We start from the raw sequence: 25,484 nt of genomic DNA, 5'->3' as shown, positions 1-25,484 counted from the left end.
GCTGGCGGCCGGAAGTACTCGTCGCGGGGGAGAAGCGGAGCGAAAATAGAGGGTGCTGTACTTAGTCGTCGGCGGCGATAGCTGGCGGGAGGTCGGCGTCAAGTCGGTCCCGGTCGTGCGGTTCGGTGAAGTCGAGGTCCGGGCCGACAGCGTAGATACGCTTGGGGTTGATGTCGTCGTGGCTGACGAAGTAGTGGCGAACGATGTGGTCCATGTTGACCGTCTTTTCGACGCCGGGCAACTGGTAGAGTTCCTTCGTGTAGTTCCAGAGGTTGTCGTACTCGTGGATGGCCTTCTTGTTGCACTTGAAGTGCGTGTGGTAGACGTGGTCGAAGCGAATCAGCGTCACGAACATGGCGATGTCCGCCTCGGTGAGCGTGTCACCGGCGAGGAATCGCTGGTCGGCGAGCACGTCGTCCCAGTGGTCCAGCGCGTCGAACAGTTCGGTGACGGCGTTTTCGTAGGCCTCTTGGGTCGATGCGAATCCAGCGCGGTAGACGCCGTTGTTTATCGGGTCGTAAATCTCGTCGATGAGGCGGTCTACCTCGTCTTCGGACCCCTCGGGAAGCAAGTCGACCCCGGTCGTCGTGAGGTCTGAAAACGCGGTCGTCAACATCCGCATTATCTCGCGCGACTCGTTGTTGACGATGGTTTCGCGTTCTTTGTCCCACAGCACTGGAACCGTCACGCGGCCGGTGAACTCTTCGTCGGCCCGGAGGTAGACGTCGCGGAGGAACTCCTCGCCGTAGAGCGGGTCGGGGTACTCCTCGGAGAACTCCCACCCGTCGTCGATGCGCACCGGTTCGACGAGCGAGAGGGAGATGACGTCTTCGAGTCCCAGCAGGGCGCGCGTCATCGCGGTGCGGTGTGCCCACGGGCAGGCGCGACAGATGTACAGGTGATACCGTCCCGATTCGACGGGGAACCGGTCGTCCTCGCCGACCCAGTTTCGGAACGTCGTGGTCTGTCGCTCGAACTCTCCGTCTTCGTTGTTAGCGACGAACTCGTCGGTTCGCCACTCACCGTCGTAGAGCATGTTCATGCGACTGCCACCTCTGATTCGGGCATTAACACATCGTACGGACCTCGCCAACAAAAAGAGGCAGGCGACATGGATGTAACCGGGGTCTACGGGAGTTTCGTCGTCTCTCGACGGAGAGGTGTGCGTGTCGAAACGTTTTACTACTAAGTAATATCACTAGGTAGTATGTCGTTCGATGGATTCACCGACGCGACAGAAGCACAGGTCACGCGCGCAATCTCCGACTCGTGGATGGAGGAGTTCCGCGAGCGGACGGACACCGAAGTCATCATCGTCGGCGGCGGTCCCTCCGGGCTCGTCGCAGCGAAGGAACTGGCGGAACGCGACGTCGACGTAACCATCGTCGAGAAGAACAACTACCTCGGCGGCGGCTTCTGGCTCGGTGGGTTCCTGATGAACAAAATCACTGTCCGCAGCCCCGCTCACGAAGTCCTCGACGAACTCGACGTTCCGTACGAGGAAAGTGACGAGGCCGACGGACTCTACGTCGCGGACGGCCCGCACGCCTGTTCCGCGCTCATCAAGGCCGCCTGTGACGCCGGTGCCGAAATCCAGAACATGACCGAGTTCACCGACGTCGTCCTCCGCGAAGACGACCGCGTCGGCGGCATCGTCATGAACTGGACGCCGGTCCACGCCCTCCCGCGCGAACTCACCTGTGTCGACCCCATCGCCGTCGAGTCCGACCTCGTGCTCGACGCGACGGGCCACGACGCCGTCGTCCTCTCGAAGCTCTCCGAGCGCGGCGTCCTCGACGTGAGCGGTATCGAGCACGCCAAAGAGCACAACACGGGAATGGACAAGACGAGCGACGGCGAGTACGGCGCACCCGGCCACGACTCGCCCGGCCACGACTCGATGTGGGTCTCCGAGAGCGAAGACAACATCGTCGAGCAGACGGGCGTCGTCCACCCCGGCGTCGTCGCCTCCGGCATGGCCGTCGCCACGGCTCACCACCTCCCGCGCATGGGTCCGACCTTCGGTGCCATGCTCCTGTCCGGGAAGCAGGCGGCGCAGTCCTGCCTCGACGAACTCGGCCGCGACGCGGCTGAAGTGACCATCAGCGGTCCCGCAGCCGCCGACGACTAGGCCGTCTCCCCCGGTCCCGTTGCTACTTCCCCCAGTGCCTCTTTGACGCAACCTATTTCGACTCTCTGACCACCTACCGACAGTATCCCCCGACCACCTACCGACTTACTGTCCGACTCACTCGACGACGCCCGCCCTGACGCGTGCGAACCCGAATACGTGCCTTTCTCGGTGAGTCACACGACACCGTTTTTCGAGCATCTGATGCGCAGAGACGAGTCGCTCGTCGAGCATCGCAGTCGGCGACCCGCGCATCGTCCGCGTGCCGGGTGGTGCAGTGACGCGAACGAGTGCTCGAAAGAGTGGGTTGAGCGCCCGCCACGTCGAATCCGTCGTCTCCGCGAGGTCGACGAGACAGAGCCGCCCGCCCGGTCCGAGGAGGTCCGCCCACGACGAGACGACTGCTGCGGGGTCGTCGAACATCCCCGAGACGAACGTCGCGAGAATCACGTCCGGGTCGGCGAGCGGTGGCCGGGTCGCGTCGGCGCGGACAAGGTGGACGTTCGGGTAGTCGTGCACGCGCTCGCGAGCCACGTCGAGGACGCCGGGTGAGAAATCGACGCCGACGACGGTTCCGTCGGTGCCGACGCGTTCCGCGAGGTACGGGAGGTTCGCGCCGGTTCCACAGCCCATCTCGACCACCGTCTCGCCGGGTGAGAGGTCGAGGGCGTCTGCCGCCTCTTCGCGGACGGTTCCGACACCCGGCGCTCGGCGGGCGAGCGTGTCGTAGAGACGTGCCCAGCGCGTGTAGAACGATTGCGCGATAGTCGCTGGCGAGCGGGCGTCGGAGTCAGGAGACAGTTCCGCCGAGAAGTCGGGAGCCATCGTCCTTCAGAGCAGCACGCGAACCGCGTCGGCGACAGTCGGGGCGTCGGGGCCGAGGACGTAGGTAATCGGCTCGATGCCGTAGCTCCCGGTCTGGTAGACGACGAACGTCTCCGGGAGGTCGTCGTCGCGGGCTTCGAGCACGGCGCGAACCGGGTCAGTGGGCGCGTCTGCATCGAACTCGATGCATTCGTAGCCGGCGGCTTCGAGTTCCTCGACGACACCGGCGTCGTAGACGATGTTGAGACCGGCGTTCACGTCGGCATCGGCGGCACGGGCCGACAGGAGCACGGACGCGACGTGTTCGCTGACGCCGAACTCCGGTTCGCCCGGAACCGTCGCCTGTCCCTTCACGTCGAAGATGCGGCCGGGGATGCCGGCGATGTCGTCGATTCCCTCGGCGTCCGGCAGCGACTCCACCAGATTCGACCCGACGTTCGGGATGAGTCCCGCGAACCCCGAGGTGTTGGTGAGCTTCCGAAGTCCCCGCCGAACCGACGAGCGAACCTGTTCGACCGTTCGCAGGTGACTCTCTGGGTCGTGGATGTTGTGGAAGCCGTCGTACGAGGCCAGTTCGGGCATCGCTTCTTCGTGGAGGTCAGAGAGGAGGTCCGCCTCTTCGAGTTGCCGGATGAGCACCTCGGCTTCGACCAGGGCTTGCACCGGCGTCATGTCGCCGGTTGCGAGTCCCTCACCGACTTGGTCGACCAGTTCGCGGACGCGCGTGTCGTCCGCGACGCGGGCGTTCACGTTGACCTCGCCGTGGGCGTACTTCGAGACGGCGCTCTGGCTGATTCCGAGCGCGTCCGCCACCTCCGACTGGGTGAACCCGCGGTCGCGGAGGTCCTCTGCGAGGAGCGCGCGGAACGTCGGGAGAAACTCGTCGACGACGAGCTCTTCGATGAATTTCATTTTTCAGTGTCTCCGAATTCGGGGTCAGACCCGATACGCGACGCCTGCGGGCCGCGCTGGCCCTGATACTTCGACCCACGCTCGGCACCGTAGGGCCGGTCCGCGGGCGACTTCATCTCCGTGAACACGAGTTGCGAGATGCGCATTCCCGGCGTGAGCGCGACGGGCGCGGAACCGAGGTTCGACAGTTCGAGCGTAATCTGACCCTCGTAGCCGGGGTCGACGATACCGGCAGTCGCGTGGATGACGATTGCGAGACGGCCGAGCGACGACCGGCCTTCGACCGTCGCGAGCAGGTCGTCGGGAATCTCGACGCGCTCTTTGGTCGTCCCGAGGACGAAGTCGCCGGGGTGGAGGATGAAGTCGTCGCCTTCCTCGACGTAGGTCTCGTCGACGTAGGTCGAAACTTCGTCTTCGCGGTTCGGGTGGATACACGAGATGTTCGTTCGCTGGAACTCCAGGAACTCCGTCCCCAGTCGGAGGTCCACGCTCGCCGGCTGGACCTGCATGTCGATGTCGTCGAGCGGGTCGATTACGAGGTCCCCCGCTTCGAGGCGAGCGAGGATGTCGGCGTCGGAGAGTATCATGCTCGAATGAGCGCGACGTACGTAGGTAAATCCATCCTCTCGTTTCGGCGGCATAGATGAGGTGACACGACTATCGAGTCAGCCGTGGGGCGCACCGACCCTCAGACGAGTTCGAAGAGGAGCCCCACGAGCGACAGTCCGACGGTGACGACCGCAGCGGTTCCCACGGGGAGGTCGCGGGCGCGGGCGAGTCCGTACGTTCGGATGTACGTCGCCCACGCGACGACGACGAGCATGACGGCACCCGAGATGGGGCCGAGACCACTGACAGCTGTTTGAACCGCCTGAACCGCAGCTTCAGGCGACGACGGGAGCGACAGCGACCCGAGTCGATAGATGAGGTACGACCCGACGACGAGGGTTCGGACCGCGGTGGGAACCATCCCCCAGCCGGCGACTGCGAGCGTGTCGGTGAACCGACCCTCGCCGCCGACGAGTGAACTCCCGATGTGAAGCATCGCTCCCTCGAACAGCCACGTGAGGGGAACGAGCACCAGCGTGGCCCACGGAACCCACGAGAACTCCTCCCAGATGAGTTCGCCTAGCGGCCGTTGCATCTCTTCGGGGACGGACGGGTCGCACCCCTCGGGTGGAGACATATCATCGAACGGGCCGCCGTCTTCGTACTTTTCGCACGCCCACTCGGGGTGGTGTTCGGGGTTGTCGACCGTGACCTGTTGGTCGAGTTGCTGTGTGAACGTCCAGAGGAGACCGCCGATACCGGCAGCGAGGACGAGCGTGACGACCGCGACAGCGACGACTGCCCTGCCGAGGTCGAGCGGCGGTGTCTTCGACGCGAAGTATTCGCGCGGGTTGAGGAGGGGTGTTCGGGGACCAGTCATCGACTGAACGTGGGTAGTGTCAGGTAAGTTTCTTTTGACCCGAAGGAGGGACAGCGTGTCTGCACGGCTCAGCGATGGGAGGACATTTACCGCGTCGGCGGGGAGTAGGGCGCATGAAACAGGCCATCGTCGCACGAGCCGACATCGGCATGGGCGAGGGGAAACTCGCCGCGCAGGTCGCACACGCGTCGCTGTCCGCCTACGAGGACACGGACTCGCGGACGCGAAAGCGCTGGAAAGGCGAAGGACAGAAGAAGGTCGTCCTCAAGGCGAACGGCGAATCGAAACTGTTCGAACTCGCCTCGAAGGCCGAACACGAAGGCATCCCGCACGCCATCATCCGCGACGCCGGCCACACCCAACTCGAACCGGGAACGGTGACTGCACTGGCAATCGGGCCGGCCGACGACGACCTCGTCGACCGCGTCACGGGCGACCTCTCTCTGTACTGATGCGCGAGGCGCACCCCACAGAGCGGGCGGTCGGTATCGACCACTACGTGAGTGACGCCGACGGCATCGGCGGCGTGCTCCGCGTCGAACCCGAGGACTTCGGCGTCCGAGAAGTCGAACTCGACTCGCTGAACATTCGCCCGCCGGACGCGCCGACCGGCGACTTCCCGAATCTCGTCCTCCGCGTCACGCTCCGCGGCTGGGACACCAACGACTTCGCAGGCCACCTCTCTGACGAACTCGGCGTCAGCAGAGAGCGCGTCTCGTGGGCGGGCACGAAAGACAAACACGCAGTCACGACCCAGCTATTCACGGTCCACGGCGGCGACGCCGACGACGTGCCCGAGATTCGAAACGCCGATATCGAAGTCGTCGGCCGACTCGGCCGGACGCTCGACTTCGGCGACCTCGCGGGCAACCACTTCCGTATTCGCGTCCGCAACCCCGACCACCCTGAGAACGTCGCGGACATCACCGACTCGCTCCGCGAGTTCGGCGGTCGCGACGGCATGGTCGGCGTCCCCAACTACTTCGGCCACCAGCGATTCGGCAGTATCCGACCTATTACCCACACAGTCGGCCTGCACGTCGTCCGCGGCGAGTGGCGCGAGGCCGTCCTCGCGTACTGCGGCGGGCCGACCGAAGACGAACCCGAGGAGACGCAGAAAGGCCGGGCCATCGTCGACGAGGAAGCGGCCTCGGCCGACCCGGATTGGCACCGCGCGCTCGACGCGATTCCGGGCTACCTCGGCTACGAGCGCGGCATGCTCCACCGACTCGCAGAAGACGGCGCGGAGACCGACGACGACTGGCGAAACGCGCTCGAATCGGTGCCCTCGAACCTCCAGCGCCTGTTCGTCAACGCCGCGCAGTCGTACGTCTTCAACCAGATACTCTCGGAGCGACTCGACCGCGGCCTCCCCTTCGACAGCCCAATCGAGGGCGACGTCGTGGCCTTCGCCGACCGCGACGCCCCGGACGGAATCGAGATTCCAGACGTGAGCCGTCTCCAGTCGGCCACCGGCCGCCGAGTGGACGTGATGGCCCGCCACATCGAGCGCGGCCGGGCGTTCGTCACGGCACCCCTCGTCGGCACCGAGACGGAACTCGCCGAGGGCGAGCAGGGCGATATCGAACGCGAGGTTCTCGACGACCTCGACCTCGAACCCGCCGACTTCGACCTCCCCGGAAACTTCCGTTCGACCGGGACGCGACGGGCGATTCTCGTCCGCACGGACCTGACGGTCGAAGACGAGAGTTTGGTCTTCGACTTCGGCCTCCCGCACGGGTCGTACGCGACCGCCGTGATGCGCGAGTATCTGAAGGCCGGGCCGCTCGACCTCTGAGGCGCGCTTTTTCGAGTTATTCGTCTGCCGTTGCTGACGCGTTCGGGGGCGCTTTCGTTGCTTTCGTCGTTCGCGTCGTCGCGTAGCCGATGGCAGCGAACGGGAGCGACAAGAGGACCGCCGCGATGGCAAAGCCGACTGCTAACCCGACGGTCCCGAGTTGGAAGCCCGAAGCCTCTGCGGCGGGCGGGAAGTACGTCCACGCCGGGATGGCGAACGCGAGCGTGGAGACGAACGCGCCCGCAGTCGGGCGACCGTGTGCGCTGGCGACGCCGAGAGAGTAGCCGACAGCCAGCGGGAGTGCGAGCGTCGCAATCTGCGCGACCGACGGGCTGACGAAGAGATACGCGACAGCCCCGCCGACTGCGATAGGTGCGACCGCGTACAGCGAGCCGGTGACGACGCCTTCCGTGTTGGACCGGCCGGCGAAGACGGCACCTGCGGCCGCAAGAAGGACGACACTCGTTCCGACGACCACGATGGGGCGGTCACGGGCGAAGACCGCGACGAGCGGAATCGTCGCGGAGGCGACGAGGGCGAAAGCGAGTTCGGCCATCGTGCGCGTATCACTGTGGTCGCGGTGGACGAAGAACGCGCTGAAGGTGCTGGCGGCGACCCACGCGAAGACGGCGAACAGGCCAGTCGAGATGGGGGCCGCCCGGCGGAGATACGAGGCGACTGCGCGTGCCAGTGCCAACGCCTGGTTCGCCAGTTCGGTGGCGATTCGAATGGTCGCTTCGGGGTCGAGGGCGAGGGCGAACAAGCCGACGAGGCCGACCAAGGCGAGCGGGAGGAGAGACGCGAGAAGAGCCCCCCGGTGTAGACCCTGCATACGCGTGCCTCACGGACGGGCCACCAATAGTTTTCGCCACCGTGTCAGGCGGGCGAGGGGATATGAGGGGTCGGTCGATGTGCAGAACACGAGGGGGCGGTCAATGTGCAGAACACGAGGGGTCGGTCGATGTATAAACGACCTTTTGTAGACGCACGCCCGAGGGGGATTTATGCACTGTCGGCGGTGTGGAACGCCGTTAGCGAAACCGGGAGACTACTGTCTCACCTGCAACACCGCCAACTGCGACGCCGTGGTCGCCGTCTTCGAAGCCGACCGAGCGACGCTGACGTATCTCGACGAAGACGACGTCGTCGGCGAGACCACCGTGACGACGATTCCAGAGTCCGGCGACGAGACGAAGGTCGTCCAACTGCGGAACTTCGCCGGCCTCGTCGCCGACGAGATTCGCCGAAAGCGCCCCGAGACAGTCTACGCTGCTGGCGAGCGCGACCCACTTCGCGAGACGCGGGCGCAACTCCACTACGAATTCTACCGCGTCGCCGACGACGACCCCGTGGCTGCCGTCCTCGACAGACGGGGCGAACGGGCGCTGGAAGTCGTCGATATCCCGCCAGCCGAAAAGCTCGGCGGGAGCCACACGACGCTCATCGGCGACCGGAAGGGTCGGCGCGCGATTGGCGTTGTCGCCGGGCACCCGCACGTCAAGAAGGTCATCCCCGGCCCCATCGACGCCGGCGGGAAGGGGTCGCAGTCGGGGCTCCGGGCGAAGGTCACGCGCGCCGACAACAACGGCAACGTTCGCTTGCTCCTCCGCGACGGGTCGAGCGTACAGGAAAACCGCATCGTGACGACGGCGATGAACCGGGAGACGGGCGAGCGAGTCAGGGACGACCTGAACGACGCGCTCCGCGAGGCGGAGTTACAGGACGAATAGCACGCCCGAGCAGGGCGCGACGAGGGGGGATAGTGTCCCACACGGGGCGACGTCGTCGCCGACTCGACTCGTAGGGTTTATCCATGCCGCTGGGGTAGTAGGCGGTACTATGGCCGAGAATAAGGCACGGTCCGTCGGAAGTGCCGGGCGCTTTGGCGCACGGTACGGCCGCGTCGCCCGCCGCCGCGTCAAGGAAATCGAAGCAGAGATGCGAAATTCCAAGGTCGACGGCGACGACGTCACTCGCGTTGGAACTGGTATCTGGAAGAACGAAGAGACCGGTGAGGTCTTCACCGGCGGTTCCTACCGCCCCGAGACCCCCGCAGGCAAGCAGGTTCGTCGTTCCATCCGCGCCGCGCTGACCGGCGAGGACGAATAACGCCGCAGCAGCCTCGATTCCTCACACTACCAATGAGCTACAAGTGTTCCCGGTGTAAACGCGACGTCGAACTGGACGAGTTCGGTGGCGTTCGCTGTCCGTACTGTGGGCACCGCGTCCTCCTGAAGGAGCGGTCCCCCAACGTGAAAGAAGTCGCCGTCGAGTAACGTGCGCACAGCGCATCGCGCTGCTCTCGAATTCGACTACCCCGACGAGCGGCGCGCACGCATCGTCGAGCGAAGCATCGCGGTCGAAGTCGGCGAGATAGACGACGCTCGCTCGGGCGCGAGCGTCCACCGCGAGGGCAAGACGGTCGTCGTCACCATCGAGGCCGACGACCTCGTCGCCCTCCGCGCCGGCGTCAACACGTGGATTCGCCTCGTCGAGGCCGCAGAGACTGTTTTCGACGCCGCGACAGACCGCGGCCGACTCGCGTAGGAGACCGCGGGTGTTTTAGGGCCGGCGGCCCGTCGGTTCGGGTATGCAGGGAAGTCTGCCGCCGGAAGCGCAGGAGAAGCTCGAAGAACTTCAGAACCTTCAGGAAACCGCCCAGAACGTCGCTGAGCAGAAGCAGTCCTCCGAGACTGCGCTCAACGAGGCGAAGACGGCACTGGAGACCCTCGAAGACATCGACGCGGACACGAAGATGTACCGCGAAGTCGGCGAACTCCTCGTCGAAGCCGACTACGACGAAGCCAAAGACGACCTCGAAGAGAAGGTCGACAGCCTCGAAGTCCGCGTCGAGCAGCTCACGAAGCAGGAGACGCGCGTGCAGGACAAATTCGAGAGTCTGCAGGAAGAACTCCAGCAGATGCTGCAGGGCGGCGGCGCTGGCCCGATGGGCCCCGGCGGCGCGTAAATGCCACAGCCGAGCGACGAAGAGGTCGTCGAAACCGCCGCAGAGGCGGCTGAAGGCCTCATCTTCGACCGGTTCAAACAATCCCGCGTCAAAGACTTCGACGTCACCGTGACGTTCGAAGATGGCGTGCTCGATGTCGACGTGTACATCAACGCACCCGACGACGCCGAGAACGCTGCCGCGGTCGCCGACGAGGCGGCCAAGACAGCGCAGGAAGCCGTGGACGAACTGTTCGCGGCCGCTGAAGACGAATAGGGTTCTCGCGGGCACCCCCCGTGACTCGCCGACCGCTGAGCGGAGCGGGCGCTCCGTCCGTCACGACGTCGGCCTGTCCACCGTCACTGTGAGTATCAACTATCCTCAGTGTTCGGCGGTACATCTATACCACTTAATGCCATAAGTTAACGCATGTCAACCAGGCGGCCACGGAGAGGAACGACAGCGTTGGACCGACTGCGCGACCACTACACCGACGCCGACCGCGAGTGCTCGAAGTGCGGGTTCGTAGACGAGGACGGTGAGTGGTCCGCGAAGACGACGGGCAACCGAATCGACTACCGACGCGTCTGTCCGAGTTGTGGCGCTATCGAAGTTCGAACGCTCAAACTGAAGTGACGTGACGGGGTCGATTTTCGTCACGCACCCCACTCACCGAGTGGCTACGCGAGGAAGAACACGAGAAGACTGACGGCCATCGCAGCGAGGATGACCGCCAGCGCGAGTGCCCCGCCCATGGAGACGACGGCGTTGGCGTGGCTGGCGAGCGTTTCGGTTCGGTCGTTTCCGAAGATGGTCACTTCTGCGCGCCGGGTCGCCATCCCCGCAGTGACCGGTTCGCAGTCGTCGAGCGCCGCGTCGGTGAGGCGTTCGATGGTCGCGAGGAGTTCGTCCTGGTCGATGGCCGAGCCGACCTGGTTTTCGGCTTCGACGGTGTTGACGATGTGCGTGTCCGTCGTCATCACTTCGGCCACGTCGACGCCGCCGTCGGTCGTCGTGAGCGCGTCGACGATACGGTCGCGGAGTCCCGGTTCCATGTTGTTGCCGTCGATGAGGACGTAGGCCGTCGTCTGCCCGTCGACTCGGGTGACAGCCACGCGAATACCGAGCGGGCCGATTCCCTCGCGGGGAACCCAGTCGGTCTCCTCCCACGCGGTCCCCATCGACAACGAGTCTCGGCTGGCTTCGGTGAGTCGTTCGCCCGCGAGCCCCGCCGCGGATATCATGTCGAACGAGCGCTTGCTGCCCGGCGTGACGTGGCCGAGGTCGGGGCCGGAAAGTCCGTTGTTGCAGTTGTGAGCGTCGACCAAGAGCACGTCGTCGAGGCCGGTCGTTCTGGCTTCGGCGGCCGCCGAGAGGCCGACTGCGTACTCGACGTCGTCGGCGAAGAGCGGAGCGTACGTCGAGACGAGGACGGCGTCGTCGCCGAACGACTGCCCGAGCATCTTCGCGTCTCCCGACTCGACGCGGACGCTCTGTGTCGCTTCCGACGTGTACTCGATGTCGTCGGCAGCACAGTCGATGGCGTCGAGCACCACGTCGACTTCGCGCTCGGTCACGAGGTTGAAGTCGTGTCCGGCGGTCGCGTGAGGCGGGAAGGCCAAGCCTTCGGAGCGGCGAGCAACGCGTTCGGGGAAGTTCCCCCCGCCGATTTCACCCATCGGTCCGGGATGAATCATCGGGAGGACGAATCGGGCTTTCTCGGTGCCGTCGTCTCGCCGGAACGAGAGGACCGTCACGGGGACGATAGCCTCCTGTCCGAGTTGTTCGAAGAAGTCCTCTAACTCGCGGGTCCCCTCGGCGACGTGGCCGATGAAACCCCGGATGAAATCGAGGACCGAGACGCCGAGGCTGCGACGCCACGGGCGGTCGACGACCTGAAGGAACGCGTAGACGGCCAGCGCGTAGATGACACACGAGATTACCAGCAGTTGGAAGTGACTGAGGGCGATGACCGAGAGTTCTGGCGGGGCGCGCGATGGGCGCGCGAGATACGGCATCAGGTACGCTTCGAGGAGCGGGCCGCCGACTTCGAAGAAGCGAAGCGTCCCGCTGTAGACGAACAGGAGCGCCGCGGCGGTGAGCGTCTGGATGCTCGCGGGAACCGAGGCGATGAGCAGGGACGACCGCGACACCGCCATGATGATGAGGAGACGGAAGGCGAACACCGACGCGAGGGCCACGACGAGCGCGTCGAAGACGAATCGCTGTCCGAGTCCAGTCCCGACTGACACGATAGCCGCCAGCGTGACGACCATGACGATGATGACTTCGCCCGCCAGCGCGAGAAGCGACGAGCGATTATGCGTGAGTTTTCCGCCGACGAATCGGTCGACGCCAGTCGTCCCGAACGCCGCGACGACGGTCGGAATGCCGATGAAGAAGATTCCTTCCCACGCGTCCCGCCCGAGGAAGAAGAGTCCTCGCCACGACCCGGCGAGGTCGCCGGAGTCGAACGCCGCAACACCCGCCATCGCAGCGACGAGCAGGGCGAAGCCGAGACTCGTATACCATTTGGGTGCGCGGAAGATGAACCGCGACAACCCAGCGAGGTCGCTCTGCGTGGAGGTCATTTTTCGAACAGACAGGGTGGAAGGCGGTAAATGTCTCGGCTTGTCTCAGCGAAACGACGATGAAAGACACTGTCCGAAATCGGACGGCGTCGGGTTCGAGCGAAAATCAGCAGAACCGAGCAGTCAGATTGCTTACTGTTCGCAGATGTCGATGAAGTTCTCGAAGACTTCCTCACCTTCGTCGGTGTGGGCGACTTCGGGGTGCCACTGGACGCCGTAGAGGTTGCGCTCGGTGTCGCTCATCGATTCGATGGTACACACGTCGCTCGTGCCGGTGTGGGTGAATCCCTCGGGGACTTCCTTGACTTCGTCGGCGTGGCTGGCCCAGACGCGAGTCTCCGGGGCGAGCGAGCCGATAAGCGGGTCGTCGTCGTCGAGAATCTCTACGTCGACGTCGGCGTAGCCGCCGTAGTCGCCGCCACCGACGCGGCCGCCGAGTTCTTCGGCGAGAATCTGCATCCCGAGGCAGATGCCGAGGACGGGGACGTCGAGGTCGAGGTAATCGGGACTGCGGCCGATACGGTCCATGTCGGGGCCGCCGGAGAGGACGATGCCGTCTGCGTCGATGTCGTTCGGGTCCGTGTCGTTGTCGACGAGTTCGGTGTCGACGCCGAGGTCACGGAGTGCGCGCCGTTCGAGGTGGGTGAACTGCCCGTGGTTGTCGATGACGACGATGCGGGTCATGTGCCGGGTTGGACTACCGTGCGTAAAAGTGAATCGAAGACTGGCCGAGATGAGCGTATCCGTGCATCGAATTGGCACATTCACCGATTCCTATCGGTCGCTGGCGCGGTCACGCGCCGACTGAAAACCCAACTCCGCTTGCTCTTTCGTCCGACGGGCTTCACGTGCAGCGATGGCCTCCGGGTCGGGCGAGGCGTCGTCGTCCACGCGCGCGAAGGACTTGTGGACTTTCGTGTGACACCACCGACAGAGTGCGACGGTAATCTCGTGAGACGGCTCTTCACCGTCTGCGTGCGCGGCGTTCGCGCCGCTCCCGTAGGAGAGGTGGTGTTCTTCGAGGAGTGGCCGGGCGGTCGAGTCGTGTGCCATTCGAACCTCTTCGAGTCCACACCGGATGCACTCGCGGCCCGAGGTGGTCGATGCGTAGTGCGGGCAGTCGCGGAAGTCACACCCCTCCGCAGCGGCGACGCAGTCGTAGTTCTCGCGTGCGCGCTCGCGTGCGAACTCGGGGTCGCGGTCGGCGTACTCGCGGGCGAGTCGGCACGCGCCGTCGCCAGTCAGGTGGTCGCATCGGCCGGCGTGGTCGTAGGGGTCGTCGACTCCGACGGGGGTCCCGGTCGGCGTCCGCTCCATACCCGGCGTCGGGTCGGTGGCGGGGTAAACGTTGCTCTCGGTGGTGCGGTGGCAGGGTAAACGTTGCTCTCGGTGGCCCTTCTTGGAGGTGACGCGGCGGAGGTTTCATCACGAACCCCACCGAATCCGCGGCCGTGAAACTCGTCCACCGACGGAATGGAGACCACACGACGCTCGCCTCGGACGTCGAGACGGCAGATTCGTTCCTCACGAAGGCGCGCGGGCTGATGTTCCGCCGCGCGATTCCGGACGACTACGCGCTCGTCTTCCGCTTCGACGACGTGGACCGCCACAGTCTCCACATGGTGTTCGTCCCCTTTGACATCGACGCCCTCTGGCTCGTCGGTGGCGAGGTCGCGAAGAAGAAACGCCTCTCGGCGTGGACCGGTATCGGCTTCGGCATGGCCGACACTATCGTCGAACTTCCTGCCGGGGCAGCAGACGACGTGGAAGAAGGCGACCTCGTCGAAGTCGAATAGGGGGTGAGGCTGGAGTTGGAGTTGAGGTTCAGTCCGTCGGTTTCCGAAACGTGACACCAATTTCTGTCGGAACCCGCTCTTTTATACAACCGACAACACATCTGTACAACTACCATGTCGGGAGATACCACACCGACGGAGGATAGAGTAAGTCGTCGCGAGACGGCTGGCTGTGAAATTCAACGGTTCCGCTGACTCACGAGGATACGATTCTACCGTGAACGATGTATTCGGGGAGCCTGCCGAGCACACCCTTACTTCTGACTCCGTAGCACTGTTGGACACCACACTCCGCGACGGCGAGCAAGCGCCGGGCATCTCGCTGTCGCCGGACGAAAAAGCAGACATCGCACGCGCACTCGACCGTGCCGAAGTCGGGTTTATCGAAGCCGGAAGCGCCTGTACCGGTCCCGGCGAGCGCGAGACGATAAAACGCGTTACCTCGCTCGGGCTGGACGCGACGGTCACGAGTTTCGCACGCGGCGTCAAGGGCGACGTCGACCTCGCGCTCGACTGCGACGTCGACGGCATCACCTTGGTCGTTCCGGCGAGCGACCGCCACGTCGAGTCGAAGGTCGGAACGACCCGCGACGGCGTCGTCGAGACGACCACCGAACTCGTCGCCTACGCGAAAGACCACGACCTCTGGGTCGAGGTCATCGGCGAGGACGGGTCGCGGGCAGACCCCGACTTCCTCGAAGACATCGCGCGGGCGAGCCACGACGCCGGGGCAGACCGCTTCTGTTTCGCGGACACGGTCGGCCACACGAGTCCCGAGCACACCTACAACGTGGTCTCGCGTCTCGCCGAACTCGGACCGACCTCGACACACACCCACGACGACCTCGGTCTCGCGATGGCGAACGTCCACGCCAGCCTCGCTGCGGGCGCGGACCTCGTCCACACCACAGTCAACGGCATCGGCGAGCGCGCCGGGAACGTCGCACTCGAAGAGGTCGCAATCGCGCTGCACCACTGCTATGACGTCGAGACGGTGAAACTCGACGAACTCTACGCGCTCGCACAGAAAGTCGCACACGCGACCGGCGTCGTGTTGCCGCCGAACAAGGCCGTCGTCGGCGAGAACGCCTTCACGCACGAAAGCGGCATCCACACCGATGGCACGCTCAAAGACGACGCGATGTACGAACCCTACCCACCGGAGACGGTGGGCCGGGAGCGTCGTCTCGTCCTCGGGAAGCACGCCGGACGCGCCGGTGTCAAGGCCGCGCTGGAGGAACACGGCGTCGACGCCACCGACGAGGAAGTCGCCGCCGTCGTCCAGCGCGTGAAGGAACTCGGTGACCGCGGCAAGCGCGTCACCGACGCGGACCTGCTCGCGTTCGCCGAGGACGTGCAGGGACTCGAACGCGACCGGCAGGTCGAACTCCTCGACCTCACGGCCGCCTCCGGCGGCGGGACGCCGACTGCGAGTGTCAGACTCCGTGTCGATGGCGACGAGCGAGTCGCCTCCGGAACGGGGTCAGGCCCGGTCGACGCCGCGGTCAAGGCAGTCCGGAAAGCACTCGGCCCCAACGCAGACGCGCAGTTAGACGACTACCACGTCGACGCGATTACCGGCGGGACAGACGCCGTCGTGACCGTCGAAGTGACGATGTCAAGCGGCGACCGCAGCGTCGCTGTCGCCGCCTCGGACGCGGACATCACCCGCGCGAGCGTGCAGGCGATGGTCGATGCACTCGACCGCCTGCTTGCACCGACACCGGGAGTCTCGGAGCCTGCAGCGTCGGCCGACGACTAGACTGCTGAAGAACTTCGATTCGGCGCGCCTCAGCGCGTCTCTTTTGCGACGAGGTAGGTCCAGCCACCGCGGCGCTCGAACCCGATTGCGTCGTCGCCGAGTTCCGTCTCCGCGAAGTCGGCCACGCGGCCGGTACGGACAGTCGTCACGTTGATTCGGCGCGTGCCGCCCTCTTCGCTCGTGTTCGTCTCTGCTGCGTTCGCACTCATATCTCATCCAATGGCCGGACGGGATATGTATCGAATCCTAGGAGAGTGAAAGTGAAAATCGGGAGACTGAGGCGTGACGGTGGAAAACAGCGTACTATTCGTGCTCGCTTGTCGTCACCGACGTTCGGTTCGACCGCACCGAGACGAAGACCAGCACCCCCACTAACCCGAGAGGTGCTAGGAGGATGCCTATCGGACCGGTTGCCTGATACGTCACAGCCACGAAGATGAGACAGAGTAACGCGACGATACTGTCGAGTCTCCGCTTGAGCACGGGGTCCATACGCGACAATATGAGAGTTTACTGAAACTTCTTTCGAGAGTGCCGAGAGAGGCAGGAAACGTACCAGAACCGATATGCAACCGAGACAGTTCTATAGCAAGTATGGTTGGATTCGACGCGTCCGAGCGGGCTGGCGTCTACAAATCGGTGTACGCGCGGCGGGACATCAGGCGGTTCAGCGGCGAGCCGATTCCCGAGGAGACGCTGGCGCGGATTCTCGACGCCGCCCACCACGCCCCGAGCGTCGGGTTCTCGCAGCCGTGGGACTTCGTCGTCGTCGAGGACGACGAGACGAAATCGGCGATTGCGTCCATCGCAGACCGGGCGATTGCGGCCGCCCGTGAGGGGTATCGAGAGCCGCGAAAGTCCGATTTCGGACAGTTGAAACTGGAGGGTATCACCGACTCGCCGGTGAACATCTGTGTCACCTGCGACCCGACACGCGGCGCGCCGCACGTCCTCGGACGCAACACGATGCGCGAGATGGACGTGTACTCGACGTGCCTCGCGGTGCAGAACCTCTGGTTGGCCGCGCGGGCCGAGGGCGTCGGCGTCGGGTGGGTGTCGTTTCTCTACCCGCACGAAGTTCGGGAGGTGCTGGACATCCCGCACCACGTCAAACCGATTGCGTATCTCTGCGTCGGCTATCCCGAGGATGGCTTCCCTGAAGAGCCGGTGCTTCAGCAGGAGGGCTGGCGCGAGCGCATCGACGTGGACGAACTCGTCCACTGGGAGCGGTGGGGGTCTGGGTCAGAATCTGTAGAGTGAATGCGGAGCGTTCGTCTCACCCGCCCGCATCCACAGGGCGTCTCGTCGCTATCGCCCAGAATCGTCACGGGACGGTGCGGAGAACAACAACACGGTGTAGGCGGCGGCTCCTGCGACGAAAATCCCTGCGACTGCACCGGCCGAGCCTCCGAGCAGGAAGCCCTGGAGTGCGACCACCCCGAACACTACTACACCGAGCGCGTTGAGCCGTTGTTCGAGCGAGTACCCCATACACGTCTTCGTAGTGTTTTACTAACAATTCTATCGGCCACTACTCTCGCGTGACGGGACCGAGAGTGGCAGACGGCATAAAGACGTACACGATTCCGGAAGCGAACAGCAGTGCGAAAAACACGCCGGCCAGACCGGCGATTTGGTATCCCTCGAACGCGAACAGTGCGAGAACGAGGAGGATGAGACCATCGAGTCGCCGCTGAATGTCGGGTTCCATATGTCCATTCATGACACTATTGTAACAAGTCTTTTGCGAGAAGATTTGCTCACCGACTGCGTTCGAGAGAAGACCGAGCGTCGAGGGTGAGATTTGAACTACGTCCAGACGTGCTCGCTTCGCTGCGCGCGACTGGCCTCGTTAAAATCTCAGGTCGGTGTACATCCTCGTCACGCAAAGCGAGAGACACGGGAGTCTCTCGCGGGGTGACGTTCGGAAGAAGCGCCGAGGGTGAGATTTGAACTCACGTGTCCGAATGGACAGTAGATTTCGAATCTACCGCCTTGGCCGGGCTAGGCTACCTCGGCTTCCATCACCTCGTATCCGCCGGATAGTTTAATCCGTTTCGATTTCCGAAGACGGCGAAGGGTGTCGAGAGGGATGACGCAGGGGTCGAGGCGAATATGATTCGAGAGCTACCAGTGAGACTAAGACGCACGCGCCCCGGAGTCGTGGCATGGATATCGACACGGCGGCAACGACGTGCGACCAAGTCCTCGACGCCGTCTCGGAGGCAGTTATCGCCGACCGATTCTTCCTCGAAACCGTGCTCACGGGCGTCCTCGCCCGCGGTCACGTCCTCCTCGAAGACGTTCCCGGCACCGGGAAGACGCTGACGGCGCGGAGTGTCGCCACCGCGCTCGGCCTCTCGTTTTCCCGCGTCCAGTTCACGCCGGACCTCCTCCCCGCCGACGTGACCGGGACGAACATCTATGACGAACGCGACCGGTCGTTCGAGTTCTCACCCGGCCCGATATTCGCGAACGTCGTCCTCGCCGACGAAATCAACCGCGCACCGCCGAAGACGCAGGCGGCCCTCCTCGAAGCGATGGAAGAAGGACAGGTGACTGTCGACGGCGAGACGCACTCCCTCCCGGAACCGTTCTTCGTCATCGCGACCCAGAACCCGGTCGAACAGGAAGGGACGTTCGCGCTTCCCGAAGCGCAGGTGGACCGCTTCGTCGTGAAGTCGGCCATCGGCTATCCCGAACTGGACGGTGAAATCGAACTGCTCCGCCGACGGGCCGGGCGCGAAGCACAGAGCCCCAGCATCGAGCGTATCCTCGACCGCGAGGCCGTGCTCGCGATTCGCCGCGCTCCCGAGGACGTCCGCGTCGACGACGACCTGTTTCGGTACATGGCCGAACTCGCGCGTGAGACACGCACTGACCGTCGCGTCAGAGTCGGCGTCTCACCTCGCGGGACGCAACGACTCTTCGAAGCCTCCCGCGCCCGTGCCGTCATCGAGGGTCGCGAGTTCGTCACCCCGGACGACGTAAAGCGCGTCGCGCAGTCGGTGTTGGCCCACAGACTCGTTCTCACGGCGGACGCACGGGTCGAAGACGTCCAGAAGTCGGACGTCGTCGCCGACGTCCTCGACCGAGTCGTGGTTCCGACCCTCGACTGACTCGCTCCCGAGCGAAGAGAAGCTGGCTGCGTGTAGCCACCACTGTTCTCGACGCCGTACTATCGACGCAACCCGGCGACGAGCGCGATGACACCGACCAACAGCAACACGACGGCCGTGATGGGCTGACCACCCGACGCCGCGGTGCCGATAGCGAATACCATGCCTGCACCGACTGTGAGGACGACCAGTGTCGTCGCCGCGTGGACGACTTCGAGGCGAGTCGTGTCCGTCTCGCGACCGAGGTGGTCCCCGACTGAGAGCGCGTTTTCGGTGATGTCCCACGAGAGAATCGACGCGATAGCAGCCAGCAAGAGCACTTCTGAGCCGGCGTCTCCGAGACCACCGAGGAGGAGTGCTAAGACGTAGATGCCCCCTGCAGCGTCGAGGATGCGCCGTGACCCGCGAGTGAGTCCCCCAGCGAGAACGATACCCGCAAGAAGCGAGAGGAGCGCCGCGGCCGGCGACGTGACGGCGAGGACGAGAACCGAGAGCCCCGCCGCAGAGAGCGCCATCGCGGTCCCCGGTCGAGTCGGCTGGCGGGTGATTTCGCTCATCGCGACCACCCCGCCTCCGCTCGTTCGAGCGAGACACCGAGCGGTTCGTCACCCCAATCGACGACGCGAACGCCAGCGCGACGGAGGTCACGGAGGCGCAGGTCTCGCTCGATGCGGGCGAGGCGCGCACCGAGTGACTCGGTCGACGTCGGGTCGGGTGAGACGACAGTGACGGCGTGACCGTACGCCTCCAATCGACGCGCGACCGTCACGGCGTAGTCGTCAGTCAGCGGCGAACAGAAGATGACCTGTGCGTCGCTCGACAGTCGGCGGCGCAACCGACGCATCGCGATTGAAGGGAAGAACGCCGCATCAGACGGCGCTGGTGAGAACGCCGAGTGTGTGGCAAAGAGCCGGCGCGCACGGGCGCGGTGGTCGCCACCGCCGGACGGCGGCAGCCAACACTCCTCGGGACCGAATGCGGCCACGCCGACCCTGTCGCCGCTGTCGAGAAGCGCCGGGAACGCGATACTCGCCGCGTCGACACAGCGTTCGACCGCAGTCTCGGCATCCGTCGTCGGCGCGACGTGCGCTTCGGAGCGGGTGTCGACGACGAGGACGACCGTCGCTGCGCGCTCCTCTCTGAACTGGACTGTCGAGAGTTCTCCCGTCCGGGCGCGTCGGTTCCAGTCGATGCGGCGAATCGGGTCGCCGTGGCGGTACTCGCGAATCGACGCGAACTCCAAGCCAGACCCCGGGACGTCGGTCTCGACGCGACCGGTGTACTGCGAGGTGAGTCCCCGGAGCGGAAGGTCGGCGGTAGCCGCCAGTTCTGGCTCACACCGCATCGTCGTCTCGGTGTGGAACGTTTCTCTGCGCTCGATAGCCCCGCTCGGGTCGCGGGCGACGACGACTGTCTCGTCCCACGTGTGCTCGCCGCGAATTGCAGTCACGGTGTAGGTGGTAGACGCAGTCGCACCCGGTCGAAGAGCGGTCCCGAGTCGGGCAGTCCCGTCCGAGACTGCCAGCGCCGGCGGCACACCATCGACGAGTCTGAGGTCGAAAAGCGTCCTCGTTCCCTCGTTGGTGACGCGGAGCGTGACCGTTACCTCGTCGTCCGCGTCGGGCGTCGAGTCGGAGAGTTCGCGTTCGACCTGAATCGAGACCTCGTCGAGCGTCGCGATTCGGACGTATCCGAGTAGGACGATGCCCAGCCCCGCGAAGAGAAGCAGTGGGGGAGTGCGCATGAAGACGCCCGCGGCCGCACTGACGAGAACGAGCCCTTCGATTCCGTGCCATCGTTCGGTGTCGAATCCCTGCGTCATCGTCCCACCTCTGCATCGAGTCGCCGCGTTCGTTCGTGGTCGGTCGCACGCCCGGTGTCCTGTCCGGGACGCGAGTCGCGTCCGATTCGGTCGATAGCATCGACAGTTCGGGCGACGCGAGACGTCAACACCGTCTGCCCAGAGATGAAAAAGCGGAGTCGCTGCCGAAACGAAATCGGAATATCCGCGCCCAAGAACCGAGCAGCGACCACGTCGTCGGTCCACGCACCCGTTTCGATGAGCGTGTCTGCCTCGTCCGGCGTTCGGCCATCCCGGAGGATAAGCGCGCGGCGCGCAGCCGTTTCGAGACGGTCGTTTATCTTGTCGCGGGCAGACCACCGCGTTCGGCGCGACGTGGCTGCGACGAGTTGGTCGTCGAAGTCCGAACCCGGCACCGGCACGGCGACCCGAACTTCAGGGTCACTCGTTTGGGTCGTTCGCACGGTGGTTTCCCGGCGTCGCTGGACGTATCGGAGCCCTTGAATCGTCGCCAACGCCGCGACGAGAGCGAGAAACACGTCGGTGAGACCGAGTCCTAGTCGAACGCCCACGACGACCGCCAGCCCAGTCACTGTCACGACGACACCGACGAGCACGGCGAACGAGCGTCTCGAAATCATCGGTCTTCCCCCGCGTTGTCGGCCACGTCGTCTGCGTTGGCGTCGTCTGCGTCGGCGTCGGCGTAGGTCGCTTCGATGTTGCGGAGTGCGTCCACGGCGCGGCGCTCGCGTTCCGCAGTCGCCTCGGCGCCACCGTACCGGACTGCTTCGAACAGCGTCGTCAGTTCGGTGACGTCGTCTCGGTCCATCCCGGCGTCGACAGCCGCGGTGGCGAACTCGTCGGGCGTCGCCGCCGACCGATTCGGAACGTCGAGGAGGGCAGTCATCTCACCCCACGCGCGGAAGACTTCGTTTTCCACGTCGGCACCGCCTGATTCGATTCGTTCCGCCGCGGCTCCGGCCGCCCGCCCCACAGCAGCAACGTCGGGATGCCCGTCGTCAGGGTCCATCTCGGGGTCGTCGTCCGACGGAGACGAGTCTCCGGTCGACGTGACGAGCATCAAGACCGCCGCTGCGAGTGCGACGAGCAGGAGGAGACCGAAGAGTGCAGTCGGTGGCGAGACGCTACTCGCACTCCCGGCACCGCCTCCGGGGAGGCCGCCGCCACCCGGCGGGACCAGTGAGATGTTTCCGACCGCATCGGATGCACGCGACGAAAACGAGAAGTCGCGCTGGCACGCCGTCAGGAGTGCGAGAACAAGAATAACCGGCGGTCCGAGCGCCAGCCCAATCGCAATCGGTGGGAGAAACGACTGCGAGCGCCAGTAGGCGTACGCGCCCATGAGAAGAAACACACCGGCGATGAGTCCGAGTATCGTCGGAGAGAGGAGCCACGGGAGACACGGTGTCGGAAGGCTAAATCCACTTCCCGACCCCGAAAACGGCTCGAATCCTGTCGATTCGCTCTCGCCTGCAACGGCACCGTCGTTCGGTCCTGCACCGAACCCGGAGGAGCCACCTTCGGTGACGACGGTCGAGTCGATAGTCGCGGCGACCACCGCGAGTGCGACTACCGCGAGGAGGGCGAGTGTAAGCGTACGGAGAGCACGTCGGTCCACGACAGGAGTTCACACGTCCGTTGGCCTAAAGGGCGAGGGTTCGATGGCGTGACTGTCTGCCGATTTCTGGTGAACTCGTGTGAACCAGAGACAACAGCAACGTCCAACTGGTGGTGTATCGAAACGGGTGACTCCATTCACCCCTTTCCACCCCACACAGACCACTGATGCAAGTGAATGCGGCGATACCGAAGCCCGGTGTGACCGCCGAACAGGCACCCACACACCACAATTGCAAGTGAATCTAGCCGACAGGCGGGGGGCATCGGGGACAGACAGACACCACCGATGCAAGTGAAGAGGTGTGAGCGTCTGGGTGGGGAGTCAGTGGGACAGACCACCGGTGCAAGTGAACTCCTGATTCGTGCTCCACCGTTCACCCACCACCGTTACAGGTGAATCAGCCGCTTTGGACTCTCTGGGCGGCATACACCGCCACTGCAGTTCAATTGCCACCCTGCTACCGACCCAACAAGTGTCAACGCTTTAGTTGAAAGTACGCACTGTTGTTCTTCTAGACACTCTCGTAGAAGACGCTTCACTTGCAAGAGTGGTGTGTGTCTGTCCTGCGACCGATGAAGTGACACACTCGACACCACGTCACTCGAACCAGAGCGAAGAAGTGACACAACACAATCGGAGAGTCGACCGAGGACTCGAACCGAGCAAACAGTCATCCACTGATTGTTCGTCCCACTAAGTGATTATTCAGTAACTCTTCTAGGACTCGTTCACAGACACAACACCACCACACACCCGTCTAGACCCCTCTATCGGTTATTCACGTCACCTACCGCTAGCCAACCAAATTCACATGTATCAGATGAAATCGGGGTTTTAAATAAGGGGACGGCACAACGACCCGACGCCAATGCGCCGGTTCGAGCGAAAACAAAACATCTTCACAAACAAGGACGCCCTCGGGGAGTCCTACAAGCCCGAGCGCATCCAAGAGCGGGACGACGAAATCTCGGAGTACATGGATGCGCTCCAGCCCGTCGTCGACGGGTGGGAACCGAACAACGTCTTTCTCTACGGGAACACCGGCGTGGGCAAGACGGCAGTAACCGAGTTTCTCCTGGAGATGCTCCTCGAAGACGTCTCTCAGTACGACGACGTCGACTTGAGCGTCATCTCCATCAACTGTAAGACACTCAACTCGTCGTATCAGGTCGCGGTGGAACTCGTCAACGAACTTCGCCCGCCGGGTGCCGAAATCAGCTCGACCGGCTATCCCCAACAGACCGTCTTCAAGAAGTTGTTCCAAGAGTTAGACGACGTGGGTGGAACCATCCTCATCGTCCTCGACGAAGTCGACTCCATCGGGGAGCGCGACGAACTCCTCTACGAACTTCCGCGGGCGCGCTCGAACGGGAAGCTCGAAGCGGCCAAAGTCGGCCTCGTCGGCATCTCGAACGACTTCAAGTTCCACGACCAACTCGACCCGCGCGTGCAGGACACGCTCTGTGAGCGCGAACTGCACTTCCCGCCTTACCAAGCACCCGAACTCCAGAACATCCTCGAATCGCGTGCCGACGTCGCTATCGCCGAGGGCGCGTGCGAAGAAGGAGTCCTCAACCTCTGTGCGGCCCTCGCCGCCCGCGACAGCGGGAGTGCTCGACAGGCACTGGACCTGCTCAGACTCGCCGGCGAACACGCCGAGAACAACGACGACTCACAAATCACGCTCGACCACGTCGATATCGCCCGGCAGAAACTCGAACAGGAGCGCGTCGTCGAGGGGATGCGCGAACTCACAGAAAACGGGCACTTCGCGCTCCTCGCCGTCGTCTCGAAGGCCGCCCACGACGAGACGCCCTGCCGGATGCGCGACTTGTATCAGGAGTATCTTCGGCTGTGCAACTCCGCCGGTATCGACCCGCTCGCACAGCGCTCGGTTCACAACCACCTCTCGGACCTCCGGATGCTCGGCATCCTCTCGGCCGAAGAGAACCGCACCGGGTCGCGCGGGAACTACTACAGCTACGCCCTCGACGTGCCCTTCTCCAGCGCGATGGAAGCGCTCTCTGACGTGCTCGCTCTCGACTCCGTCTTAGAAGAGATTCGCCGGACGGCACAGCAGGCCGAAGCTGTCTAATCTCACGCGTCGCTTCGCGTTGCAAACACGAACTCACTCTGACTGCCGAGCGGGTCGTCCGCGACTCGTGTCTCGATACCTTCGAACCCTGCGTCCCGGAGTTGCTGAAGCGTCTGTGCGCGCCCCGGTGCCGAAAAGAACATCTCGCCGCCCATCCATCCGCGGCGGACTGTCTGGAAGCGCCCAGACGGGAGCGTCATCAGCAACATTCCGCCCGGTTTCAGCACGCGGGTGAACTCCCGATAGACCGCCGGATGCGACTCTCGCGGGACGTGAAAGACCGCGTGGTACGCGGTAATCGCATCGACCGACGCTTCTCGAAACGGGAGCGAGCACATATCCGCCTGCACCAGTCGCGCCTCCGGCACGGTGTCGCGGGCGAGGTCCAACCCGCGGCGAGCGAAGTCGAGACCGACGCTTCCGGGTGGCAAGTTCGCGAGCGTCCGAGCACCGTCGCCACAGCCCACGTCGACGACGAGTGGATTCTCGGGCAGCATCGCGGTGAGTTCCGACAGGAGAACCGCATCCGACCCGGTCGGGTCGCGAGTTCGAGCGTACGTTTCAGACACCTCGTCCCACGCCTGTCGAATCTCGTTTCTGTTCATGACAGTCGTACGGACGGAGCGGAGATAACGC

33 protein-coding genes and 1 tRNA gene are annotated in these 25,484 nt (G+C 64.3%); 15 read left to right on the top strand and 19 right to left on the bottom strand.

Annotated features, from left to right (window positions below):
- Positions 1-61: 61 nt before the first annotated feature.
- The gene (locus tag KU306_RS07945) at positions 62-1,042 is read right to left on the bottom strand and encodes a glutathione S-transferase family protein (protein ID WP_258301632.1); all 981 of its coding nucleotides are present in this window, start codon (positions 1,040-1,042) and stop codon (positions 62-64) included.
- A gap of 165 nt (positions 1,043-1,207) precedes the next feature.
- On the opposite strand from KU306_RS07945, the gene KU306_RS07940 reads away from it, so the two are divergent.
- Positions 1,208-2,131, top strand: coding sequence for a sulfide-dependent adenosine diphosphate thiazole synthase (locus tag KU306_RS07940; RefSeq protein ID WP_258303369.1), 924 nt, complete (start codon positions 1,208-1,210; stop codon positions 2,129-2,131).
- A gap of 117 nt (positions 2,132-2,248) precedes the next feature.
- Here KU306_RS07940 and KU306_RS07935 read toward each other — a convergent pair whose 3' ends face one another.
- From KU306_RS07935 to KU306_RS07920, 4 genes are all read right to left on the bottom strand, one after another.
- Complete coding sequence (locus KU306_RS07935) at positions 2,249-2,956, bottom strand: class I SAM-dependent methyltransferase (RefSeq protein WP_258303368.1); 708 nt, start codon at positions 2,954-2,956, stop codon at positions 2,249-2,251.
- Positions 2,957-2,962: 6 nt separating this feature from the next.
- Complete coding sequence (locus KU306_RS07930) at positions 2,963-3,868, bottom strand: thiamine-phosphate synthase family protein (protein WP_258303367.1); 906 nt, start codon at positions 3,866-3,868, stop codon at positions 2,963-2,965.
- Positions 3,865-4,455 carry a dCTP deaminase gene (dcd, locus tag KU306_RS07925; RefSeq protein ID WP_258303366.1) on the bottom strand — a complete coding sequence of 197 codons (591 nt, stop codon included), beginning with the start codon at positions 4,453-4,455 and terminating at the stop codon, positions 3,865-3,867. The genes KU306_RS07930 and dcd overlap by 4 nt, the downstream gene beginning before the upstream one ends.
- Positions 4,456-4,556: 101 nt before the next feature.
- The gene (locus KU306_RS07920) at positions 4,557-5,297 is read right to left on the bottom strand and encodes a Yip1 family protein (RefSeq protein WP_007545028.1); all 741 of its coding nucleotides are present in this window, start codon (positions 5,295-5,297) and stop codon (positions 4,557-4,559) included.
- A gap of 113 nt (positions 5,298-5,410) precedes the next feature.
- Between KU306_RS07920 and pth2 the strand changes: the two genes are divergently transcribed.
- Together pth2 and truD are read left to right on the top strand one after the other, a co-directional pair.
- A complete protein-coding gene (gene pth2, locus KU306_RS07915) occupies positions 5,411-5,749 on the top strand; it encodes a peptidyl-tRNA hydrolase Pth2 (RefSeq protein ID WP_007545026.1) in 339 nt (112 codons plus the stop codon).
- A complete protein-coding gene (gene truD, locus KU306_RS07910; protein WP_007545025.1) occupies positions 5,749-7,095 on the top strand; it encodes a tRNA pseudouridine(13) synthase TruD in 1,347 nt (448 codons plus the stop codon). The genes pth2 and truD overlap by 1 nt, the downstream gene beginning before the upstream one ends.
- A gap of 16 nt (positions 7,096-7,111) precedes the next feature.
- Here truD and KU306_RS07905 read toward each other — a convergent pair whose 3' ends face one another.
- Positions 7,112-7,927, bottom strand: coding sequence for a hypothetical protein (locus KU306_RS07905; protein WP_007545024.1), 816 nt, complete (start codon positions 7,925-7,927; stop codon positions 7,112-7,114).
- Positions 7,928-8,099: 172 nt separating this feature from the next.
- Here KU306_RS07905 and KU306_RS07900 point away from each other — a divergent pair, with 172 nt between their 5' ends.
- The 7 genes from KU306_RS07900 (at position 8,100) to KU306_RS07870 (ending at position 10,678) form a co-directional block, all read left to right on the top strand.
- Positions 8,100-8,825 carry a DUF2103 domain-containing protein gene (locus KU306_RS07900; RefSeq protein ID WP_007545023.1) on the top strand — a complete coding sequence of 242 codons (726 nt, stop codon included), beginning with the start codon at positions 8,100-8,102 and terminating at the stop codon, positions 8,823-8,825.
- Between the two features lie 109 nt (positions 8,826-8,934).
- Complete coding sequence (locus tag KU306_RS07895) at positions 8,935-9,204, top strand: eL43 family ribosomal protein (RefSeq protein ID WP_007545022.1); 270 nt, start codon at positions 8,935-8,937, stop codon at positions 9,202-9,204.
- Between the two features lie 32 nt (positions 9,205-9,236).
- Positions 9,237-9,371 (top strand): DNA-directed RNA polymerase subunit P, encoded by a 135-nt coding sequence (locus tag KU306_RS07890; RefSeq protein WP_004044283.1) that lies wholly within the window; start codon positions 9,237-9,239, stop codon positions 9,369-9,371.
- Between the two features lies 1 nt (position 9,372).
- Positions 9,373-9,642: a KEOPS complex subunit Pcc1 gene (locus KU306_RS07885; RefSeq protein ID WP_007545021.1), complete on the top strand. Its 270-nt coding sequence runs from the start codon at positions 9,373-9,375 to the stop codon at positions 9,640-9,642.
- 43 nt (positions 9,643-9,685) lie between these two features.
- On the top strand, positions 9,686-10,063 hold the full coding sequence (locus tag KU306_RS07880; protein WP_007545020.1) for a prefoldin subunit beta: 378 nt from the start codon (positions 9,686-9,688) through the stop codon (positions 10,061-10,063).
- Positions 10,064-10,318 (top strand): DUF3194 domain-containing protein, encoded by a 255-nt coding sequence (locus tag KU306_RS07875; protein ID WP_007545019.1) that lies wholly within the window; start codon positions 10,064-10,066, stop codon positions 10,316-10,318.
- A gap of 153 nt (positions 10,319-10,471) precedes the next feature.
- Positions 10,472-10,678, top strand: a complete 207-nt coding sequence (locus KU306_RS07870) for an HVO_0649 family zinc finger protein (RefSeq protein ID WP_139198260.1) — start codon at positions 10,472-10,474, stop codon at positions 10,676-10,678.
- Between the two features lie 44 nt (positions 10,679-10,722).
- Here the strand turns inward: KU306_RS07870 and KU306_RS07865 are convergent, their stop codons facing one another.
- The 3 genes from KU306_RS07865 to KU306_RS07855 form a co-directional block, all read right to left on the bottom strand.
- Positions 10,723-12,633, bottom strand: coding sequence for a DUF2070 family protein (locus KU306_RS07865; protein WP_258303365.1), 1,911 nt, complete (start codon positions 12,631-12,633; stop codon positions 10,723-10,725).
- A 132-nt stretch (positions 12,634-12,765) separates the two neighbouring features.
- Positions 12,766-13,317 carry a GMP synthase subunit A gene (locus KU306_RS07860; RefSeq protein WP_007545016.1) on the bottom strand — a complete coding sequence of 184 codons (552 nt, stop codon included), beginning with the start codon at positions 13,315-13,317 and terminating at the stop codon, positions 12,766-12,768.
- 90 nt (positions 13,318-13,407) lie between these two features.
- Positions 13,408-13,950 (bottom strand): DUF7097 family protein, encoded by a 543-nt coding sequence (locus KU306_RS07855; protein ID WP_258303364.1) that lies wholly within the window; start codon positions 13,948-13,950, stop codon positions 13,408-13,410.
- Positions 13,951-14,084: 134 nt separating this feature from the next.
- On the opposite strand from KU306_RS07855, the gene KU306_RS07850 reads away from it, so the two are divergent.
- Complete coding sequence (locus KU306_RS07850; protein WP_007545013.1) at positions 14,085-14,429, top strand: DUF192 domain-containing protein; 345 nt, start codon at positions 14,085-14,087, stop codon at positions 14,427-14,429.
- Between the two features lie 217 nt (positions 14,430-14,646).
- Complete coding sequence (locus KU306_RS07845) at positions 14,647-16,191, top strand: (R)-citramalate synthase (protein ID WP_258303363.1); 1,545 nt, start codon at positions 14,647-14,649, stop codon at positions 16,189-16,191.
- Positions 16,192-16,220: 29 nt separating this feature from the next.
- On the opposite strand, the gene KU306_RS07840 is transcribed toward KU306_RS07845, so the two are convergent.
- Together KU306_RS07840 and KU306_RS07835 are read right to left on the bottom strand one after the other, a co-directional pair.
- Positions 16,221-16,400 (bottom strand): hypothetical protein, encoded by a 180-nt coding sequence (locus KU306_RS07840; protein ID WP_007545009.1) that lies wholly within the window; start codon positions 16,398-16,400, stop codon positions 16,221-16,223.
- 94 nt (positions 16,401-16,494) lie between these two features.
- Positions 16,495-16,683: a hypothetical protein gene (locus KU306_RS07835; RefSeq protein WP_007545008.1), complete on the bottom strand. Its 189-nt coding sequence runs from the start codon at positions 16,681-16,683 to the stop codon at positions 16,495-16,497.
- Between the two features lie 102 nt (positions 16,684-16,785).
- Here KU306_RS07835 and bluB point away from each other — a divergent pair, with 102 nt between their 5' ends.
- Positions 16,786-17,451, top strand: coding sequence for a 5,6-dimethylbenzimidazole synthase (gene bluB, locus KU306_RS07830; RefSeq protein ID WP_258303362.1), 666 nt, complete (start codon positions 16,786-16,788; stop codon positions 17,449-17,451).
- Positions 17,452-17,499: 48 nt separating this feature from the next.
- On the opposite strand, the gene KU306_RS07825 is transcribed toward bluB, so the two are convergent.
- From KU306_RS07825 to KU306_RS07815, 3 genes are all read right to left on the bottom strand, one after another.
- The gene (locus tag KU306_RS07825) at positions 17,500-17,682 is read right to left on the bottom strand and encodes a hypothetical protein (RefSeq protein ID WP_258303361.1); all 183 of its coding nucleotides are present in this window, start codon (positions 17,680-17,682) and stop codon (positions 17,500-17,502) included.
- 40 nt (positions 17,683-17,722) lie between these two features.
- Positions 17,723-17,902 carry a hypothetical protein gene (locus KU306_RS07820; RefSeq protein ID WP_049918877.1) on the bottom strand — a complete coding sequence of 60 codons (180 nt, stop codon included), beginning with the start codon at positions 17,900-17,902 and terminating at the stop codon, positions 17,723-17,725.
- Between the two features lie 223 nt (positions 17,903-18,125).
- A tRNA-Ser gene (locus KU306_RS07815) sits at positions 18,126-18,210 on the bottom strand.
- A 149-nt stretch (positions 18,211-18,359) separates the two neighbouring features.
- Between KU306_RS07815 and KU306_RS07810 the strand changes: the two genes are divergently transcribed.
- A complete protein-coding gene (locus KU306_RS07810; protein WP_007545003.1) occupies positions 18,360-19,310 on the top strand; it encodes an AAA family ATPase in 951 nt (316 codons plus the stop codon).
- Positions 19,311-19,369: 59 nt separating this feature from the next.
- Here KU306_RS07810 and KU306_RS07805 read toward each other — a convergent pair whose 3' ends face one another.
- The 4 genes from KU306_RS07805 to KU306_RS07790 are packed head-to-tail and all read right to left on the bottom strand — an operon-like array spanning position 19,370 to position 22,750.
- Entirely contained in the window at positions 19,370-19,876 is a 507-nt protein-coding gene (locus KU306_RS07805; RefSeq protein ID WP_258303360.1) for a DUF7519 family protein, read from the bottom strand.
- Positions 19,864-21,132 (bottom strand): DUF58 domain-containing protein, encoded by a 1,269-nt coding sequence (locus KU306_RS07800; protein ID WP_258303359.1) that lies wholly within the window; start codon positions 21,130-21,132, stop codon positions 19,864-19,866. Before KU306_RS07800 ends, KU306_RS07805 begins: the two co-directional genes overlap by 13 nt.
- A complete protein-coding gene (locus tag KU306_RS07795) occupies positions 21,129-21,752 on the bottom strand; it encodes a DUF7269 family protein (RefSeq protein WP_258303358.1) in 624 nt (207 codons plus the stop codon). Before KU306_RS07795 ends, KU306_RS07800 begins: the two co-directional genes overlap by 4 nt.
- Positions 21,749-22,750 carry a DUF4129 domain-containing protein gene (locus KU306_RS07790; protein ID WP_258303357.1) on the bottom strand — a complete coding sequence of 334 codons (1,002 nt, stop codon included), beginning with the start codon at positions 22,748-22,750 and terminating at the stop codon, positions 21,749-21,751. The genes KU306_RS07795 and KU306_RS07790 overlap by 4 nt, the downstream gene beginning before the upstream one ends.
- A gap of 871 nt (positions 22,751-23,621) precedes the next feature.
- Between KU306_RS07790 and KU306_RS07785 the strand changes: the two genes are divergently transcribed.
- Positions 23,622-24,848, top strand: a complete 1,227-nt coding sequence (locus tag KU306_RS07785; protein WP_007544995.1) for an orc1/cdc6 family replication initiation protein — start codon at positions 23,622-23,624, stop codon at positions 24,846-24,848.
- A 2-nt stretch (positions 24,849-24,850) separates the two neighbouring features.
- Here KU306_RS07785 and KU306_RS07780 read toward each other — a convergent pair whose 3' ends face one another.
- Positions 24,851-25,453, bottom strand: coding sequence for a class I SAM-dependent methyltransferase (locus tag KU306_RS07780; protein WP_258303356.1), 603 nt, complete (start codon positions 25,451-25,453; stop codon positions 24,851-24,853).
- Positions 25,454-25,484: the final 31 nt, after the last annotated feature.

The organism is Haloferax larsenii (assembly GCF_024730625.1).
Taxonomy (GTDB): domain Archaea; phylum Halobacteriota; class Halobacteria; order Halobacteriales; family Haloferacaceae; genus Haloferax; species Haloferax larsenii.
This window is presented reverse-complemented; position numbering and strand designations above follow the sequence as displayed.

Bases quoted from the DNA above. Each gene is read 5' to 3' on its own strand.
- KU306_RS07920 (WP_007545028.1), bottom strand. From the start codon at position 5,297: ATGACTGGTCCCCGAACACCCCTCCTCAACCCGCGCGAATACTTCGCG.
- KU306_RS07825 (WP_258303361.1), bottom strand. From the start codon at position 17,682: ATGGGGTACTCGCTCGAACAACGGCTCAACGCGCTCGGTGTAGTAGTG.
- KU306_RS07935 (WP_258303368.1), bottom strand. From the start codon at position 2,956: ATGGCTCCCGACTTCTCGGCGGAACTGTCTCCTGACTCCGACGCCCGC.
- KU306_RS07890 (WP_004044283.1), top strand. From the start codon at position 9,237: ATGAGCTACAAGTGTTCCCGGTGTAAACGCGACGTCGAACTGGACGAG.
- KU306_RS07810 (WP_007545003.1), top strand. From the start codon at position 18,360: ATGGATATCGACACGGCGGCAACGACGTGCGACCAAGTCCTCGACGCC.
- KU306_RS07795 (WP_258303358.1), bottom strand. From the start codon at position 21,752: ATGATTTCGAGACGCTCGTTCGCCGTGCTCGTCGGTGTCGTCGTGACA.
- KU306_RS07945 (WP_258301632.1), bottom strand. From the start codon at position 1,042: ATGAACATGCTCTACGACGGTGAGTGGCGAACCGACGAGTTCGTCGCT.
- KU306_RS07800 (WP_258303359.1), bottom strand. From the start codon at position 21,132: ATGACGCAGGGATTCGACACCGAACGATGGCACGGAATCGAAGGGCTC.
- KU306_RS07785 (WP_007544995.1), top strand. From the start codon at position 23,622: ATGCGCCGGTTCGAGCGAAAACAAAACATCTTCACAAACAAGGACGCC.
- KU306_RS07900 (WP_007545023.1), top strand. From the start codon at position 8,100: ATGCACTGTCGGCGGTGTGGAACGCCGTTAGCGAAACCGGGAGACTAC.
- dcd (WP_258303366.1), bottom strand. From the start codon at position 4,455: ATGATACTCTCCGACGCCGACATCCTCGCTCGCCTCGAAGCGGGGGAC.
- KU306_RS07870 (WP_139198260.1), top strand. From the start codon at position 10,472: ATGTCAACCAGGCGGCCACGGAGAGGAACGACAGCGTTGGACCGACTG.
- KU306_RS07880 (WP_007545020.1), top strand. From the start codon at position 9,686: ATGCAGGGAAGTCTGCCGCCGGAAGCGCAGGAGAAGCTCGAAGAACTT.
- truD (WP_007545025.1), top strand. From the start codon at position 5,749: ATGCGCGAGGCGCACCCCACAGAGCGGGCGGTCGGTATCGACCACTAC.
- KU306_RS07905 (WP_007545024.1), bottom strand. From the start codon at position 7,927: ATGCAGGGTCTACACCGGGGGGCTCTTCTCGCGTCTCTCCTCCCGCTC.
- bluB (WP_258303362.1), top strand. From the start codon at position 16,786: ATGGTTGGATTCGACGCGTCCGAGCGGGCTGGCGTCTACAAATCGGTG.
- KU306_RS07875 (WP_007545019.1), top strand. From the start codon at position 10,064: ATGCCACAGCCGAGCGACGAAGAGGTCGTCGAAACCGCCGCAGAGGCG.
- KU306_RS07780 (WP_258303356.1), bottom strand. From the start codon at position 25,453: ATGAACAGAAACGAGATTCGACAGGCGTGGGACGAGGTGTCTGAAACG.
- KU306_RS07840 (WP_007545009.1), bottom strand. From the start codon at position 16,400: ATGAGTGCGAACGCAGCAGAGACGAACACGAGCGAAGAGGGCGGCACG.
- KU306_RS07860 (WP_007545016.1), bottom strand. From the start codon at position 13,317: ATGACCCGCATCGTCGTCATCGACAACCACGGGCAGTTCACCCACCTC.
- KU306_RS07820 (WP_049918877.1), bottom strand. From the start codon at position 17,902: ATGGAACCCGACATTCAGCGGCGACTCGATGGTCTCATCCTCCTCGTT.
- KU306_RS07865 (WP_258303365.1), bottom strand. From the start codon at position 12,633: ATGACCTCCACGCAGAGCGACCTCGCTGGGTTGTCGCGGTTCATCTTC.
- KU306_RS07940 (WP_258303369.1), top strand. From the start codon at position 1,208: ATGTCGTTCGATGGATTCACCGACGCGACAGAAGCACAGGTCACGCGC.
- KU306_RS07895 (WP_007545022.1), top strand. From the start codon at position 8,935: ATGGCCGAGAATAAGGCACGGTCCGTCGGAAGTGCCGGGCGCTTTGGC.
- KU306_RS07855 (WP_258303364.1), bottom strand. From the start codon at position 13,950: ATGGAGCGGACGCCGACCGGGACCCCCGTCGGAGTCGACGACCCCTAC.
- KU306_RS07835 (WP_007545008.1), bottom strand. From the start codon at position 16,683: ATGGACCCCGTGCTCAAGCGGAGACTCGACAGTATCGTCGCGTTACTC.
- pth2 (WP_007545026.1), top strand. From the start codon at position 5,411: ATGAAACAGGCCATCGTCGCACGAGCCGACATCGGCATGGGCGAGGGG.
- KU306_RS07930 (WP_258303367.1), bottom strand. From the start codon at position 3,868: ATGAAATTCATCGAAGAGCTCGTCGTCGACGAGTTTCTCCCGACGTTC.